The organism is Streptomyces mirabilis (assembly GCF_039503195.1).
GTDB lineage: Bacteria > Actinomycetota > Actinomycetes > Streptomycetales > Streptomycetaceae > Streptomyces > Streptomyces mirabilis_D.
In genome coordinates this window covers 1,928,145-1,944,217 of the sequence record NZ_JBCJKP010000001.1, presented here as the reverse complement: position 1 = coordinate 1,944,217, position 16,073 = coordinate 1,928,145, and the positions used below count along the sequence as shown (strand labels likewise).

The 16,073-nt window shown below is 70.9% G+C and carries 12 protein-coding genes and 1 pseudogene; 6 read left to right on the top strand and 7 right to left on the bottom strand.

From position 1 onward, the window contains the following. Window positions 1–71 precede the first annotated feature (71 nt). On the top strand, window positions 72–506 hold the full coding sequence (locus tag AAFF41_RS09395; protein WP_319750698.1) for a VOC family protein: 435 nt from the start codon (window positions 72–74) through the stop codon (window positions 504–506). A gap of 69 nt (window positions 507–575) precedes the next feature. Here the strand turns inward: AAFF41_RS09395 and AAFF41_RS09390 are convergent. After that, window positions 576–923, bottom strand: a pseudogene (locus AAFF41_RS09390) (transposase); the annotation flags it as partial. A gap of 321 nt (window positions 924–1,244) precedes the next feature. Here AAFF41_RS09390 and AAFF41_RS09385 point away from each other — a divergent pair. The 5 genes from AAFF41_RS09385 (at window position 1,245) to AAFF41_RS09365 (ending at window position 8,507) form a co-directional block, all read left to right on the top strand. Continuing rightward, the gene (locus AAFF41_RS09385; RefSeq protein ID WP_343323829.1) at window positions 1,245–2,003 is read left to right on the top strand and encodes a hypothetical protein; all 759 of its coding nucleotides are present in this window, start codon (window positions 1,245–1,247) and stop codon (window positions 2,001–2,003) included. A 14-nt stretch (window positions 2,004–2,017) separates the two neighbouring features. After that, window positions 2,018–4,426 (top strand): bifunctional polysaccharide deacetylase/glycosyltransferase family 2 protein, encoded by a 2,409-nt coding sequence (locus AAFF41_RS09380; protein ID WP_343323828.1) that lies wholly within the window; start codon window positions 2,018–2,020, stop codon window positions 4,424–4,426. Window positions 4,427–5,148: 722 nt separating this feature from the next. Next, entirely contained in the window at window positions 5,149–6,369 is a 1,221-nt protein-coding gene (locus AAFF41_RS09375) for a S53 family peptidase (RefSeq protein WP_425526116.1), read from the top strand. A gap of 697 nt (window positions 6,370–7,066) precedes the next feature. Next, on the top strand, window positions 7,067–7,309 hold the full coding sequence (locus AAFF41_RS09370) for a hypothetical protein (protein WP_343323827.1): 243 nt from the start codon (window positions 7,067–7,069) through the stop codon (window positions 7,307–7,309). Between the two features lie 217 nt (window positions 7,310–7,526). Then, window positions 7,527–8,507, top strand: coding sequence for a phage baseplate protein (locus AAFF41_RS09365; RefSeq protein WP_343323826.1), 981 nt, complete (start codon window positions 7,527–7,529; stop codon window positions 8,505–8,507). Between the two features lie 37 nt (window positions 8,508–8,544). Here AAFF41_RS09365 and AAFF41_RS09360 read toward each other — a convergent pair whose 3' ends face one another. The 6 genes from AAFF41_RS09360 to AAFF41_RS09335 form a co-directional block, all read right to left on the bottom strand. Then, window positions 8,545–9,384 (bottom strand): SGNH/GDSL hydrolase family protein, encoded by an 840-nt coding sequence (locus AAFF41_RS09360; RefSeq protein ID WP_319750692.1) that lies wholly within the window; start codon window positions 9,382–9,384, stop codon window positions 8,545–8,547. Window positions 9,385–9,457: 73 nt separating this feature from the next. Beyond that, entirely contained in the window at window positions 9,458–10,471 is a 1,014-nt protein-coding gene (locus AAFF41_RS09355; RefSeq protein WP_319750691.1) for a hemolysin family protein, read from the bottom strand. Next, on the bottom strand, window positions 10,468–11,811 hold the full coding sequence (locus tag AAFF41_RS09350) for a hemolysin family protein (RefSeq protein WP_319750690.1): 1,344 nt from the start codon (window positions 11,809–11,811) through the stop codon (window positions 10,468–10,470). Before AAFF41_RS09350 ends, AAFF41_RS09355 begins: the two co-directional genes overlap by 4 nt. A 160-nt stretch (window positions 11,812–11,971) precedes the next feature. Then, window positions 11,972–12,397: a GNAT family N-acetyltransferase gene (locus AAFF41_RS09345; protein WP_319750689.1), complete on the bottom strand. Its 426-nt coding sequence runs from the start codon at window positions 12,395–12,397 to the stop codon at window positions 11,972–11,974. Window positions 12,398–12,454: 57 nt separating this feature from the next. Next, complete coding sequence (locus tag AAFF41_RS09340) at window positions 12,455–13,354, bottom strand: LLM class F420-dependent oxidoreductase (RefSeq protein ID WP_319750688.1); 900 nt, start codon at window positions 13,352–13,354, stop codon at window positions 12,455–12,457. A gap of 145 nt (window positions 13,355–13,499) precedes the next feature. Then, window positions 13,500–16,064: an ABC transporter permease gene (locus tag AAFF41_RS09335; RefSeq protein WP_319750687.1), complete on the bottom strand. Its 2,565-nt coding sequence runs from the start codon at window positions 16,062–16,064 to the stop codon at window positions 13,500–13,502. Window positions 16,065–16,073 lie beyond the last annotated feature (9 nt).

Below are 16,073 nucleotides of genomic sequence, written 5' to 3'. Positions count from 1 at the left end.
AGCGGGGGACGGGCGGATCCGCCTGGGGAAATGAGCGGCAGGGTCCGCCTGGTACGCGGTACGGTGCGCCGATGCCAGCGATCAAGAAGTTCCAAGTCACCTTTGACTGCGCAGAACCTGAGCGCCTTGCTCGCTTCTGGTGTGAAGTGTTGGGGTACGTCATACCGCCGCCACCGGAGGGGTTCAGCACCTGGGACGATTTCAACCGCACCCTGCCTCCTGAGGAGCAGGGATCATGGTTCGCCTGCAGTGATCCCTCAGGCGTGGGCCCGCGCCTGTACTTCCAGCGCGTCCCCGAAGGGAAAATCGTCAAGAATCGGGTGCATCTCGACGTTCGGGCCGGCACCGGGCTCGTGGGGGACGAGCGCCTCGCCACGCTCGAAGCCGAGTGCGCACGACTGGTCGCCCTCGGTGCGACCCACGTGCGAACGCTGTACGCCGATGAGGAGAACGAGTCGTGCATCCCGATGCTGGACATCGAGGGCAACGAGTTCTGTATCGACTGAACATTCTGCGAGCGGGGGAGGTGGGGAGCCACCTCCCTCGGGCCTCTCTGGTCTCGTAGGGGGCGGGAGTCACCCCGCGACGGCGAGGTTGTGCAGCCGGGCGATGCCGAGCACGGCAGTGTGAACGCCGTCGCCTTTCAGACGGCGGTCACGAAGGCTCTTCCATGCCTCCGTCCGCGCGAAGACGTGCTCGACGCGGGCCCGGACCTTGCGGTGGGAGGTGTTGTGCTCTTCTTTCCGATCCGGCAGTTCCGTCTGGCCGCGTTCACGGCGGTGCGGAATGGGCAGGCCGGTGCCCCGATAGCCGCCGTCCGCGATGACCGTGGCCCGTCCGACGGCGGCCTTCGCACCGGAAAGTTCCCACGCCTTGCAATCGTTGCGGTTGCCCGTGACCGGTCGGCCGACGGCGACGACGACCGCTCCTGGTGCTGACGGCGGCCCAGGCCCGCCACGTGGCCGGGTTCCTCGCGACGGCCGACTTCGAGGCGCCGTGGTGCCGCCCGGGACGAACTGCTGCCGCGCTACGGCGGCGTGATCGCGGAGCCCGAGACATGGGGCGCCTTCGCTGCGGCGCACCGGGAACTGAGGGCGTTCCACGTGCAAACGGCCGAGTGCGGAGACGCGGTGGTGAAGTGGCTGCCGAGGCATGAGTTGTGGGGGAGGTGTAACAGTTTCGGCCCGCCGCGCTCTGTCCATGCGGGCGGCCGCGTCGGCCGGCCGGGACAGGGGACACGACTCGTGCAGTGGACGAACGGCAGCGGTGAAGCGTACGGCGAGGATCCGTACGGTGGCGCTGGGCACGCGTATGCCTACGGTCACGACGGGTACGGCCATGAGGGGTACAACGGCGACACGGCCGCGCTGACCCGGGACCCGGTGCAGCTCGCGCAGTGGACGCAGCCCCACCCGACGGCGTGGGACGCCGCCCACGGCGACGTCCTCACCGTGGCGGCCCCGGAGACCGACACGCAGCCCGTCCCCTTCGTGCCGGTGCCGGCGCTCGAATCCGAGCCGGACCCGGACACGCCGGGGAACGGACCGATGCGGCCGGTCTTCGTGGACTCCTCCGAGCGACGCCAGCGCCTCGTGCTGCGAGTCGCCCGGCTGCTGGTGATCCCCGCCGGGGGCTATGTCGCCCTGCTGATCAGCACCATGCTGGGCGGCCCCGGCATCAGCGCTCCGTTCGTCCCGCAGCCGGACACCACACACCGGGCCGCGCCCCGTGCGACCGCCTCCGACTCCCCGTCCGGCACCGGCCACTCGGCGGGGAGCACGAGCTCCACCGCGGCGCACGACAAGTCCGGTCCCACGGCGCAGCGGACCTCCTCGCCGGTGCGGCCGACAGCCTCGACCGCCCCCGTGGCCACGTCCGGGCCCACCGCGGCGCCCACCAGGACCACTTCTGCGACGGCCACCGCCAGCCCGACCCCGACCCCGGCCCCGGCCCCCTCCTCCCAGGGGCGCGCCCTCGGGACGTCCCACAAGCCCGTGAAGTGATCCAAGGCCCTGACGTGACCGATCGCCGCCGCACCGCTCCTCACCGCCGCAGCCGTACCCGCCGGATCACCCCTCGCGCCCATTGGCTGCTGCTGTGTGTGCTCGTGGTGACCCTGTCGGCCGCCCTGCTGCTGCAGGGCTACACCCACCACATGTTCGGGATCACCTCGGACAACGTGACCGGCCCCCGGGGTCGCGCCGAGGCGGTGCCCGGCCGGGTGACCCACGGCGGCCCCGTGATCGCGGACGCCGCCGGCGCCCCGCACACCGCCCGCCCGAAGGCCGGCACCATCGCCCTCACCTTCGACGACGGCCCCGACCCCGTCTGGACGCCGCGCATCCTCGACGTGCTGCGCCGCAACCATGTGCAGGCGACCTTCTTCGTCGTCGGCACCGAGGTCGTGGACCACCCCGAACTGGTCCGCCGGATCGTCGCCGACGGCCACGAGATCGGCATCCACACCTTCACCCATCCCGACCTGTCCCGCCTCGCCCCGTGGCAGCGCTCGCTGGAGCTGCGCGAGACCCAGCTCGCGGTGGCCGGCGCGGCCGGGGTCACCACCGCGCTGCTGAGGCCGCCGTACTCCTCGGAGAACGACGCGCTGAACGACGCCGACTGGTCGGTCCTGAAGCAGGCTGGCGCGGCGGGCTACGTCACGGTGCTCTCCACCCAGGACGCCGAGGACTGGCAGCGCCCCGGCACGGACCGCATCGTCGCGAACGCGACCCCGCACGGTCGCGCCGGACAGATCCTGCTGATGCACGACGGCGGCGGCGACCGCTCCCAGACCGTCGCCGCGCTGAACACCCTGATCCCCCGGCTCAAGGCCCGGGGCTTCCAGTTCGCGACGGTCGGCGCCGCCGTCGGCATGGCCGGCCCCGTCCAGCCTGCCGGACTGGGCGAGCACCTCCAGGGCATGGCCCTCGTCACGGTGTTGCAGGCCGGCGACTGGGCCGTGCGGCTGCTGGGTGTGCTGATGTTCGCGGCCGGAGTGATCAGTGTGCTGCGTGCGGTGGTCACGGTGCTCGCGGCCCGCCGGCACCGGCGGCTGCGCAAGGGGCGCCGGGGCAGGTCGTGGGGGCCGCCGGTGACCGAACGGGTCAGCGTCATCGTCCCGGCGTACAACGAGAGCGCCGGAATCGAGGCGGCCGTACGCTCCCTGGTCGCCTCGGACCATCCGGTCGAGATCATTGTGGTGGACGACGGCTCCACCGACGGCACCGCCGACCTGGTGGAGTCCCTCCGCCTGCCCGGGGTGCGGGTGATCCGGCAGGAGAACGCGGGCAAGCCGGCCGCGCTCAACACCGGGCTCGCCGCGGCCTCCTGCGACCTGGTGGTCATGGTCGACGGCGACACGGTCTTCGAACCCGAAACCGTCCGCACGATCGTGCAGCCCTTCGCCGACCCGCGCGTGGGTGCCGTCTCGGGCAACGCCAAGGTCGTCAACCGCGGTGGCCTGCTGGGCCGTTGGCAGCACATCGAGTACGTGGTCGGCTTCAACCTCGACCGCCGCCTGTTCGACCTCGCCGAGTGCATGCCGACCGTGCCCGGCGCGGTCGGCGCCTTCCGCCGCCGGGCGCTGCTCGCCCTCGGCGGCGTCAGTGACGTCACCCTCGCCGAGGACACCGACCTCACCATGGCACTGTGCCGGGCCGGCTGGCGCGTGGTGTACGAGGAGCACGCGGTGGCCTGGACCGAGGCACCCGCCTCCCTGAACGCCCTGTGGCGCCAGCGGTACCGCTGGTGCTACGGCACCCTGCAGGCGATGTGGAAGCACCGCGGCGCCCTGATCCAGCGCGGCGCCGCCGGCAAGCTGGGCCGCCGGGGCCTGGTCTACCTCCTCCTCTTCCAGGTCCTGCTGCCCCTGCTCGCCCCGGTCGTCGATGTCTTCGGCGTCTACGGCCTGGTCTTCCTCGACCCACTCCGGATCACCGCCCTGTGGCTGGCCTTCCTTCTCCTGCAACTCGGCATGGGCCTGTACGCGTTCCGCCTGGACGGCGAGCGGCCCGGCCCGCTGTGGAGCCTGCCACTGCAGCAGTTCGTCTACCGTCAGCTGATGTACCTGGTGGTCATCCAGTCCGTCTTCACCGCCGTGTCGGGCTCACGACTGCGCTGGCAGCGCATGGAGCGCTACGGCAGCCTGAGGGCACCGGCGGGAGCGGAGCCCTCCGGGGACAACCGCACTGCCGCCCCTGAGCAGTCGGAACCGTACGAGGCCGCTCAGCAGCCGCAACCGTACGAGGCGGTCACCCATTCCGGACCGTACGCAGCCGTCCCGGGGCCCGGACCGTACGCGTCTCAGCCGGACCCTGAGCTGTACCCCTCCCACCCGGCCCCCTGGCCGCACGAAGCTCACCCACAGCCATGGCCGTACGTGACGCCTCCCCGGCCCGCGCCCCACGACACCACCCACGAGTACTGACAGTTCTGCCTCGTGAGGGGTTCGGCAGGTCGCTGAGCGAGGATCCGCCGGTGGCGATCGTTCGGTACGTGGGCGGGGAGAAGAAGGCGTGAACCGGCGCGGAGGAGGCCGCGGCGGAAGAGCTGGTGCTCGCGGTGGGAGTGGCCGAGGCCGAGCTGTCGTCGGCGTAGGCCACGGTGGCCATCGTCGACGCGGCGGGGGCGACAGCGGCGGTCGTTGCGACCGCCACAAGGGCACGGCGAAGCTTCATGAGAGGGCACGCGGTGCGGCGGGCGCTGATACCAAGGCTGCTCGAAGCGAACGCACAGGCCCTGTCGGCGGATGGTTCCGGCCACACCCGGGCCGGTGAGCGCAGACCGGAACGAAAGGCGCAGTTGTTCTCGGCCCCGCGATTTCTCCGCGAAGTAGCCCGCGTCCACCCCGGGTCTGAGTATGCGGCTCAAGAGGTTCGCTTCGGAACGGGGTTGCCGACTGAATCCGGCCGAACCGCCGCCCGGGTCGATCAAGCCATGGACAGGTCGACTCCAGGTCATGACTGACCCATGAACGACACAGGAATTTCTCAGAAAAGGCAAAGGAGCGTTCCCGGTTCAACATCCACCTTGTTGACGTGGCCTCGACATTTGCACGTTCTGCGCGGCCCCGGCGCACACCACGCGCCGAGGCCGTACCGCGCACCCCCACAGCCCTTCCCGGTACACCCACCATGTGGAGGACGTACGTTGCGCAGAACCGTTTCCCTCACCGCCGTGGCCACGCTCGCCACGGCCGCCCTCGCCCTGGCCTCACCCATCGGCCAGGCGGCCCAGGCCACCGCCTCCGCGTCCCACGGCGTCTCTGTCGCCCGTGCCTGCGCAGCGTCGACGGAGAAGGACGTGATGGCCTGCAACGCCCTTCAGGTCACCGCGGGCAGCCCCGTCTCGGCGCACGCCGAGAGCGTCCTGACAGCGGCCGCCGTTCCCTCCGGCTACGGCCCCGCCTCGCTGCAGTCGGCATACAACCTGCCGTCCGCGAGCGGCGGTTCGGGTCAGACGGTGGCAATCGTCGACGCCTATGACGGCCCGAGCGCCGAGGCCGACCTCGCCGTCTACCGCTCCCAGTACGGCCTGTCCGCCTGCACCACGGCCAACGGCTGCTTCAAGAAGACCGACCAGAACGGCGGTACCAAGTACCCGCGCGGCAACTCCGGCTGGGCCGAGGAGATCTCCCTCGACCTCGACATGGTCAGCGCGGCGTGTCCCAACTGCAAGATCCTGCTGGTGGAGGCCGGCTCGGCCAGCATGACCAATCTGGGCACGGCCGTGAACACCGCCGTCAGGCTGGGTGCGAGGTTCGTCTCCAACAGCTACGGCGGCTCCGAGTCGTCGAGCGACGCAACATACGACTCCAGCTACTTCAACCACCCGGGCGTCGCGATCACCGTCTCCTCGGGTGACGGCGGCTACAGCGTGGAGTACCCGGCGGCGTCCAAGTACGTGACGGCGGTGGGTGGTACATCTCTGAAGACCGCCTCTACCGCACGCGGCTGGACCGACACGGTGTGGAGCGGTGCGGGCTCCGGCTGCTCCGCGTACGACGCCAAGCCCAGTTGGCAGAAGGACTCCGGCTGCGCGAACCGTACGGTCGCGGACGTCTCGGCGGTCGCCGACCCGAACACCGGTGTCGCGGTGTACGACACCTACGGCCAGGGCAACGGCTGGATGGTCTTCGGCGGTACCAGCGCCTCCTCCCCGCTGATCGCGGCGGTCTACGCGCTGGCCGGTGCCCCGTCCTCCGGTTCCTACCCGGCATCCTTCCCGTATGCCCACACCTCGGCGCTGTACGACGTCACCAGCGGCTCCAACGGCAGTTGCGGCGGGTCGTACCTGTGCACCGGCACCACCGGCTACGACGGCCCGTCCGGGCTCGGCACACCGAACGGCGCGGCGGCCTTCACCGGCTGAACCTCCCCATGGGGTAAGCCGGTCGCCAGCGTGCACCACGCGGAGGACCGCCGGGCGCCGTGCCGCGGCTCTCCCGGTCCTCCGCCACCGGGCCCGGCCCCTTCGCTTCACCACGCCGCCACCTGAGAAGACGGCGAGACCGAGGTAGTTGATGGCGGGGGTGAGCCAGTCGTTGGCGGAGAGGCCGGGCAGGCCGTCGTCCTTGAGCTGGGGCATGGTGGCCGAGTCCCGCCCACCGTTGTCGGCGATCGTGGGTCGCCTTCACACGGAACCAGTCGACCGTGTGCAGGGACGGCACGACAGCGTACGGCGGTCGTGCTGAGGCGTCGAGCCCCTGGACCGGCAAGAGGACCTGGACCGCGGAAAGACGCATCGTGCCGATCCACTCTGTCGTGTCCGCGGCGCAGCGCAGGAACGGCTGTGTGGGGGGCCGGTCGTCCGCCACCCTGCTGGCCTCGACCTGGAACCACGAGATCAGGTTCGGCTCGGGGCCGGCGAGTTGATGGCTCCAACCGGCGTCGTTCATGGCCCACAGTCCCGGCGCGTTGAGTGTGCGCCTCTCGGACGTATCCCTTCCACTGTGCTCGCCTGATCATCGAGCCAGCCCACGGCAAGCGATCGCTGGTACGGGACTTTCCTTGCGGTAAGGGCGGGTCTGACAACTGAGATCCGCATCGACAGCGGCCACGATCCGTCCATGTCCTCGGCCGCTCCGCAGCTCGCCCGCAGCCTCGGCCACTTGGGCCAGAGCGCCTTCGCGCTCGCCGCAGACGAACTCGCCGACACGAGCAGCGCCCCGGCGCCGCTTTTTGACGATCCGGCGCGGCTCGCGCGCCCATGGCCTGCTCGTCCATCTGTACGGCCCGGCAAGCGCGACGAGCACACCGGCCCCCACCTCGTCGGCAGTTGGGACGGCTTCGCCCCCGACCCCCGGCCCTGACACCAGTCCACCGGGTCGCCCCCGCGAGCACCTCGAGGCGCCCGCACACGCCCCGCGCGGCGCGAGTTCCAGCCCGGGACCGTAGACCCCGTCAGCGACTGCGAGCACGTCGGCAGGCCGACCGGTGCGGGCACCCGGGGCAAGCCCTCCCGTGCGTCTTCGCATAAGCTCATGCCTTCATGATCAACTCTTCGCTGCCGCCACAGGAGGACAGAAGATGACACACACGTCGCCCATGAGCTTCAGCCGACGCGGGCTGCTGCGCGCGGGTACCGGCCTCGGCCTCGCCGCGCTGGGCGTCGGATACGGCGCGGGCGCCGCGAGCGCCGCCATACCGACGTCCCCGCGTTTCGACCTGACACAGCCCTCGTACGACCTCTACCGCGGGCAGTCCCTTCACGACGTGACCGTCCAGCAGGGCTTCGCCTTCGACAACGTCAACCGGCGGCTGTTCGTGGCGCAGCGGCGCGACGGCTCCTCGGACACCGCCGGCGACCTGTGCATCACGCAGCTCGACTTCGCGGGCAACTACGTCGGCTACATGCACCTGACGGGCTTCGGGCACGGTGTCGCCTTCGGCGCGCAGGGCGTGGGCTCGTCGACGTACCTGTGGACGGAGGTCGACGCCAACGCGAACGGCTACGGCGCACGTCTCGCCCGCTTCAAGTTCACCAGCGGGACGGCGCTGTCAAACACGTCGTCGGCGCTGACGAAGTACACGCCCGTGGCCACCGCGACCGAGCACACCTGCTCGATCGACCCGGTCAACAACCGCCTGATCGTCCGGTACAACGTCAGCGACGGCAAGCACATCGCGGTCTACGACCTCGCAGACGCCACGAACGGCGACTTCTCCTCGTCGCTCGCCGACTTCAAGCAGCCGAGCCTGCCGACGCTGTCGCCGACGTTCCAGGGCTACACGGCCTACGGCCAGTACCTGTACCTGCTCACGGGGACGTCCTACGACGCCAGTGGCGGTGTGGTGAATTCGGAGATCACCTGCGTCGACATGAACACCGGCACGATCGTGCAGGGCCCGGTCCTCACCAAGGCGGGCGAGACTCTCGACTTCCGTGAGCCGGAAGGCCTCGCCATCTATCAGACGGTCGCCGGTGAGGTCCGGCTGTTCCTCGGCTTCGCCTCGGGCGCCGCCGGAGACCGCCGCTCGAACCTGTTCTACAAGAACGCACTCGTCTGAGTAGGGTCGGGTACTGGCAGCCGGGCTGGGCTCTGGGTTAGGGCTCCGCCCGTCGCCAGTCCGCCACAGGACCGGGGTTCGTGTGGTCCGCAGGGGTGACCCAGAAGGCTTTGCCCAGCTCAGGGCTGAACTGCGCGCCTGCCCGGCCGTCCCCCGATGAGCGTCCCGTCAGGCGTCGTCCTATCCACGGCAGCAGGTGCTGCCTGGCGAAGCTGGCGTCGGCGGCGCGGCGGGCGACCCAGCCGGGCGGCGCCGTCGGCGGCATCGGCGTACGCCACTCCTTGTCCTCGGGTTCGTACCCGAGCGTCTGCCAGACGGCCTCCGCGACCCGCCGGTGCCCCTCGGCCGTCAGATGCAGTCGGTCCACGTCCCACATCCGGGGGTCGGCGAGTGAGGGCGCCCCATAGAGGTCGACCACCAGCGCGCCGTGCCGATCCGCGAGCTGGTCGACGACGGAGAAGAGCTCCTCCATACGCGGCCGGAACCGTTCGAGCACCGGACCGTTGCGGCCCGGGCTGCGCATCAGGACGAGCCGCTCGCAGGCGGGGGCGAGCCGCTCCACGGCCTCCTCCAGGAGAGCGCGGACGCGTCCCATGTCGACCTTGGGGCGCAGTGTGTCGTTGAGTCCGCCGACGAGGGTGATCACGTCGGGCCGCATCGCGACCGCGACGTCCACCTGTTCCTCGACGATCTGTCCGATCAGCTTGCCGCGCACCGCGAGGTTGGCGTACTTGAAACCGGGCGTCCGCGTGGCCATCCGGCCGGCGAGGAGATCGGCCCAGCCGCGGTAGGAGCCGTCGGGCAGCCGGTCCGACATGCCCTCGGTGAAGGAGTCGCCGACCGCGACAAGACTGGTGTAGGTGGCATTCGTCTGCATGGCGGACAAGATGTTAACCCGCACGCATACTCGCCGGTCGGTCGGGCCTCCGCCGGGCCCGGCCCGGCCGCCCTCACACCGTCTGTCCGAACAGCTCCCTCAGCACGTCCTCCATCGTCACCAGCCCCGTCATCCGTCCGTCGCTGCCCATGACGGCCGCGAGATGCGTACGACTGCGGCGCATCGCCGTGAGCACGTCGTCCAGCGGGGTGCTCTCCCGCACCCGCGCGATGGGCCGCATGTCCTCCACCCGGAACGGCACCTCGCGCGGCATCGCGTCCAGCGCGTCCTTGACGTGCAGATAGCCCACGATGCGGCGCCCCTCGTCCACGACCGGGAAGCGCGAGAAGCCGGACTCGGCGGACAGCCGTTCCAGCTCGTCCGGAGTGACGCCCACGCGCGCGTAGACGACACCTTCCAGTGGCAGCACCACGTCCCGTACGGGCCGGCGGCCGAGCTCCAGCGCGTCGTGCAACCGTTCCAGAGCGCGGTCGTCGATGAGCCCCGCCTCGCCGGAGTCCTTGATCAGCCTGGCCAGCTCGTCGTCGGAGAAGGTGGCGACGACCTCGTCCTTCGTCTCGACCCGCAGCAGCTTCAGCAGGCCGTTCGCGAAGGCGTTGACCGTGAAGATCACCGGGCGCAGCGCCCGGGAGAGCGCCACCAGCGGCGGTCCGAGCAGCAGCGCGGTGCGCACCGGCTCCGCGAGCGCGATGTTCTTCGGCACCATTTCGCCGAGCAGCATGTGCAGATAGGTCGCCAGGGCGAGCGCGATCACGAACGAGATCGCGTGGCCCGCGCTCTGCGAGACGCCCACCGCGTGGAACGCCGGTTCCAGCAGGTGCGCGATCGCGGGCTCGGCCACGATGCCGAGGACCAGCGTGCACAGGGTGATGCCCAGCTGCGCGGCCGCCAGCAGCGCGGACAGGTGCTCCAGGCCCCACAGGACGCTGCGTGCCCGCCGGTCGCCCTCCTCGGCGTGCGGCTCGATCTGGCTGCGGCGCACCGAGATCAGCGCGAACTCGCCGCCCACGAAGAAGGCGTTCACGACCAGCGTCGCCAGCCCGATCAGCAGTTGTACGGCGGTCATCGCGGCCCCCTCTCCTCGTCGTACCGCTGCTCCCCGTCGCGCGGCGCGTGCAGCAGCACCCGCGCGGCCCGCCGCCCGGAGGCGTCCACCACGTCGAGCCGCCACCCGGCGACCTCGACGGCGTCCCCGACGGCGGGGATGCGCCCGAGCTCGGTCGCGAGGAAGCCGGCCAGGGTCTCGTAGGGCCCCTCGGGCACCCGCAGCCCGACGCGGGCCAGCTGGTCGGTGCGGGCGGACCCGTCGGCCGAGTACAGCGCCCGCCCCTCCTGGTCCGCGCCGGCCGGGGCCAGGTCGGGCGTCTCGTGCGGGTCGTGCTCGTCGCGGACCTCGCCGACGACCTCCTCGACGATGTCCTCCAGGGTGGCGACGCCCGCCGTGCCGCCGTACTCGTCGATGACGACGGCCATGGTGCGCCCACCGGACAGCCGGTCGAGCAGCCGATCGACGGTGAGTGACTCCGGTACGAACAGGGGTGCGCGCATGATCTGGGAGACGGGGGTGCGGGGCCGTGACTCGGCTGGTACCGCCACCACGTCCTTGATGTGTGCCACGCCCACGACCGAGTCGAGGTTGCCGTGGTAGACGGGGAAGCGGGACAGACCCGTCGCCCGGGTCGCGTTCGCCACGTCCTCGCAGGTCGCCTGGACGTCCAGCGCGATGACCTGGACGCGCGGGGTCATCACGTTCTCCGCGGTCAGGTCGGCGAGGTTCAGGGTGCGCACGAACAGCTCGGCGGTGTCCGCCTCCAGGGCGCCCTCCTTGGCGGAGTGCCGGGCCAGGGCGACCAGTTCCTGGGGCCCGCGCGCGGAGGCCAGCTCCTCGGCCGGTTCGAGTCCGAAGACCCGTACGACACGGTTGGCCGTGTTGTTGAGATGCGTGATGAACGGGCGGAACGCGGCGCTGAACCAGCGCTGCGGCGTCGCCACCCGCTTGGCCACGGCGAGCGGAGAGGAGATCGCCCAGTTCTTGGGGACCAGCTCGCCGACGACCATCAGGAAGACCGTCGACAGGGCCGTACCGATGACCAGCGCCACCGAACGGGACGCGGAGGACGAGACGCCGAGCGACTCCAGCGGACCCGCGATCAGCTTGGCGATCGACGACTCGGAGAGCATGCCGACGACCAGGTTGGTGACGGTGATGCCGAGCTGGGCGCCGGACAGCTGGAACGTCAGGTTCCGTGCAGCCTTGAGGGCGCCCGACGCGCCGCGCTCGCCGCGCTCGACGGCCCGCTCCAGCTCGCTGCGCTCGACCGTGGTCAGCGAGAACTCCGCCGCGACGAAGGCGCCACAGGCCAGCGAGAGCAGCACCGCCACCAGGAGGAGGAGCACTTCGGTCATCGGGTCACCTCCGTCCCATGATCGGCCAGGGGCGGGGGGATCGCGCGATGTGAGGTATAGGGAGTCTCGCCCATCGGCGGACGCTCACACCTTTCATGGAAGGACCGGATGATCCTCCCATGGTAAAGGATCGGCAAAATGCCCTCTTGGGTGCTGGACGCTAGTCGGTGAGCGGCTTCGCCCAGCGGCGCCACTGCTCCTGGAGCTCGTACCCGGCGGCCCGCCACGCATGCTGCCCGGTCTCGTTGCGCCGCAGCACCATCGCGTCCGAGCGGCGCCCCCCGAGCCGTACGAACCGCTCCTCGGCGGCGGCGAGCAGCGCGGAGCCGATCCCGCGGCGGCGCCGCCCGGGATGCACCGCGAGCCGGTACAGATGGCAGCGCCAGCCGTCGAAGCCCGCGATCACCGTGCCCACCAGCTCGCCGTCGTCCTCGGCCAGGATCAGCGCCTCCGGATCGTGGGCGACCAGCAGCTCCACGCCGTCCCGGTCGTCACTGATGCTCGTGCCCTCGGCCGCCACCTTCCAGAAGGCCAGCACGGTGCCGAGGTCCTCGGGCGTCGCGGCCCGTATGCGCATGTCGGTCATGGCGCCGATCCCATCACGCGTCCCGTGGGGCGGCACCGAATTCCACGATCCGGACGGTCACTCGTCCCGCAGCGCCTCGACGACGGGGGCGAACGCCTCCATGTTCGGCTCCAGGACCGTCAGATACGAGAAGCCATACCGTTCCCGCTGCGCCCGCACCTGCGTGACGATCTGCTCCAGTGTTCCCACCAGCACGATCGGCAGCTCCAGCACCTGGTCCTCGGTCAGACTCGGGATGCGGGGCAGCCAGGGCCGGATCGCGGCGCCGCGGTCCTCGGTGACGGCGAGGACCTGGATCAGCAGATTGAGCTCGGCGGGCTCCTTGCGCCCCTCCGCGGCCTCCCGGTACAGGGCGACGCGTTCGTCCAGTGCGGCGGCCGTGATCGGCTCCAGCGTGCCGCCCGGGCTGGTGCGCGCCCCGGTGAACGCCGCGATGTCCGCGTGCTCGGCGGTGAGCCGCAGCATCCGGTCGCCGTTGGCGCCGATCAGCAGCGGCACGCGGGGGCGCTGCACCGCTCCCGGCTGGTGCTCGTCCGAACCGAGGAGGCGCTCCAACTCCTCGACGGTGCGCCGGAGACGGTCGACCCGCTCGCGCGGTGAGCCCCAGGGGAGGCCCGCCGTGTCGTGCTCCGCCCGGATGTAGCCGGTGCCGAGCCCGAGTTCGAGGCGACCGCCCGTGAGCGTGTCCGTGGTGGCGACCTCGCGGGCCAGCAGCGTGGGATTCCAGAAGCCCGCGTTGAGCACGAAGGTGCCGAGGCGGGGCCGCTCGGTTGCCTCCGCCGCTGCCACCAGCGAGGGGAAGGGCGCGGGCATGCCCAGGTGGTCGGGGACCAGGATCACGTCGTAACCGAGTTCCTCGGCGCGTCGGCACTTGGCGCGCCACTCGTCGAGGGGTGCGGGGGCGAGCAGATTGACGCCGAACCGGAACGGGCGGGAGGAGCCCAGGGACTGCGGCATGAACTCTCCTCATTCACAGGCCACTTGTGCGCAAGGCGAACGGAGTGGGTCGGACGCGAGTGCATCGGTGGACAGGACACATCCATCGGTGGACAGGACACGTACACCGGTGGACAGGACGCGTCCATCAACAGGAACGCCCACATCACTCGTGCGCGATGGCCGCCAGAACGTTCATGCGCGAGGCGCGCAGCGCCGGCAGCAGCGCCGCCACGATGCCCACGACCGCCGAACCCACGACCACGGCGACGATGGTGGTCCAGGGGATGGCGAGCGACTTCATGCCCTGGAGCGCGAGGACCCGCTGCACACAGACGCCCCAGACCAGCCCGAGCGCGAGGCCGAGGACGGCGCCGAACACGGCGATCACCACCGACTCCAGCCTGATCATCCGGCGCAGTTGGCGCCGGGCGAGCCCGACGGCGCGCAGCAGCCCGATCTCGCGGGTGCGTTCGACCACCGACAGGGCGAGGGTGTTGACCACGCCGAGCACCGCGATCACGATCGCGAGTCCGAGCAGCGCGTACACGAGGTAGAGCAGCACGGCGATCTGGTCGTGCACGAGTTTCTTGTAGTCGGCCTGGTCACGGACCTGCACCTGCGGATACGGCTTGAGCGTCCGCTCCAGGTGCGCGCGCAGCCGGTCGGGGCTCGTGCCGGGAGCCGCGTTCACGTACAGGGCCGAGTCCTGCCCGCCGGGCACGTACTTCTCGACCGTGCCGAAGCCGAAGGCCAGCCCGCCCTGCATCCCGAAACCCCCGGAGCCGCCCTGGTCGGTGAGCGCCCCCACGGTCAGCTCGGTCTTCCGCCCGGCGGGGAACTCGACGGGGATCACACTGCCGACGCGCACGCCGTGCTCCCGCGCGAACTTCGCGTCCATCGACAGGTGCCCGGCACCGAGCGCCGCCGCCGTGTTTCCCTGCGTGTACGTGACGTGGGCGACGTCGTCGAGCCGCGGATCGTAGCCCGCCGCGGTCGTCTCCACCCGCTTGCCGTCCGGCAGTCGCACCGCGACCGGCGTGAACCGCTGGCGGACCACGAGCCCGGCACCCTGGGTGGCGCGCACCTTGTCCGTGATCTCCCTGGTGAACGGCACGAAGTTGCTGTTCTGGATCACGAAGTCGGAACCCAGTGTCTTGTCGATCTGGTGGTCGAAGGACTTGCTCATGGACGCGCTCGCCACGGACATCCCGCCGACCAGCGCGAGGCCCACCATCAGCGCGGCCGCCGTGGCACCGGTGCGTCGCGGATTGCGCAGCGCGTTGCGCTGGCTCATCCGGCCGACCGGGCCGAACAGGGCGGGGAAGGCACCGCCCAGGACCCGGATCACCGGCCGCACAAGGAGCGGTCCCGCGATCACCGTCGCGATGAGGGTGAGTACGACACCGAGGCCCAGCAGGGAGGCGGACGTCGCGGTCTTCGACGCCGTGGCGCAGCCGGTCAGCGCGGCGGCTCCGGCCACGCCCACGACCGATCCCACCAGGGCGCGCGTCCGCAGCGGCCGTCCCACTCCGGCGACCTCGGCGTCCGAGAGGGCCGCCATCGGGGAGACACCGGCCGCGCGCCGGGCCGGGAGATACGCCGCCACGAAGGTGACGCCGACCCCGACGACGTACGACGTGACGGGGGTCGGCCACCCGATCACCATCTCGGTGGACTTGAGGTTCATCCCGAACGCGCTCATGAGCCGGATCAGCCCGAGGGCGAGACCGATCCCCGCGGCGAGTCCGAGCGTCGAGCCGACCAGACCGAGCAGCAGCGCCTCGGTGAGCACGGACCGCCGCACCTGCCGCCGGTCGGCGCCGAGCGCGCGCAACAGGCCCAACTCACGGGTGCGTTGGGCGATGAGCATCGAGAAGGTGTTGACGATCAGGAAGACGCCGACCAGTACGGCGATGCCGGCGAAGCCGAGCATCACGTACTTGATGACGTCCAGGAATCCGCCGAGCTGCGCGGTGGCGTCCTTGGCCTGCTCGTCGGCGGTCTTCACGTCGTACGTCGTGGTGCCCACCTGTGCCGCGATCCGCTGTTTGAGCGGAGCGTCGGCGACACCGGGCGCCGCGTCCACCGCGATGCTCGTGGCGGCGTCCGGGCTGCCGAGCAGGTTCGTCTGCGCGGTGGGGGTGTCGAGGAACAGCAGCGCGGCACCGGGGTTGGTGGTGGTGAAGGTGGCGATGCCGACGACCCTCACCGGGAAGGTGCGCTCCGCCTGCACCGTCAGGGTGTCGCCGATCGCCACGTGCTTGTGTTGGGCGGTGTCCGCGTCGAGCAGCGCCTCGTCGGCGCCGTGCGGGGCGTGGCCGGAGGTCAGCTTCACCGGGCTGCGCTTGGTGACCTGCCAGTTGGTGGCGATGGTCGGCGCGCCCGAGGTGGGTCCGATCGACTTGTTGTCGCGGTCGACGATGGTGAGGTTCTCGACGCTCACGTCCACATGGGTGGCCGCCACGCCGTCGACCTTCGCGAGCCGGTCCGCGAGCGAGGCGGGCAGCGTCGGCGTGGCGCCGGTCGCCACCCGCGACTTGAGGTCGTTCTTCGGCGACACGGTCACATCGGCGGCGGTGGACGCGAAGAGCCGGTCGAACGTACGGGTGACCGTGTCCGAGAAGATCAGGCTGCCCGCCACGAACGCCACGGACAGCACGACGGCCAGCGCCGAGAGCAGCAGTCGTCCCTTGTGGGCGAGGAAGCTCCGCAGAGTCGCCTTGAGCACGGCCGCCGC

What these genes read in the sequence shown, in the direction of transcription:
- AAFF41_RS09395 (WP_319750698.1), top strand. Translation starts at nt 72, where the DNA reads ATGCCAGCGATCAAGAAGTTCCAAGTCACCTTTGACTGCGCAGAACCT.
- AAFF41_RS09370 (WP_343323827.1), top strand. Translation starts at nt 7,067, where the DNA reads ATGTCCTCGGCCGCTCCGCAGCTCGCCCGCAGCCTCGGCCACTTGGGC.
- AAFF41_RS09365 (WP_343323826.1), top strand. Translation starts at nt 7,527, where the DNA reads ATGACACACACGTCGCCCATGAGCTTCAGCCGACGCGGGCTGCTGCGC.
- AAFF41_RS09360 (WP_319750692.1), bottom strand. Translation starts at nt 9,384, where the DNA reads ATGCAGACGAATGCCACCTACACCAGTCTTGTCGCGGTCGGCGACTCC.
- AAFF41_RS09355 (WP_319750691.1), bottom strand. Translation starts at nt 10,471, where the DNA reads ATGACCGCCGTACAACTGCTGATCGGGCTGGCGACGCTGGTCGTGAAC.
- AAFF41_RS09350 (WP_319750690.1), bottom strand. Translation starts at nt 11,811, where the DNA reads ATGACCGAAGTGCTCCTCCTCCTGGTGGCGGTGCTGCTCTCGCTGGCC.
- AAFF41_RS09345 (WP_319750689.1), bottom strand. Translation starts at nt 12,397, where the DNA reads ATGACCGACATGCGCATACGGGCCGCGACGCCCGAGGACCTCGGCACC.
- AAFF41_RS09340 (WP_319750688.1), bottom strand. Translation starts at nt 13,354, where the DNA reads ATGCCGCAGTCCCTGGGCTCCTCCCGCCCGTTCCGGTTCGGCGTCAAT.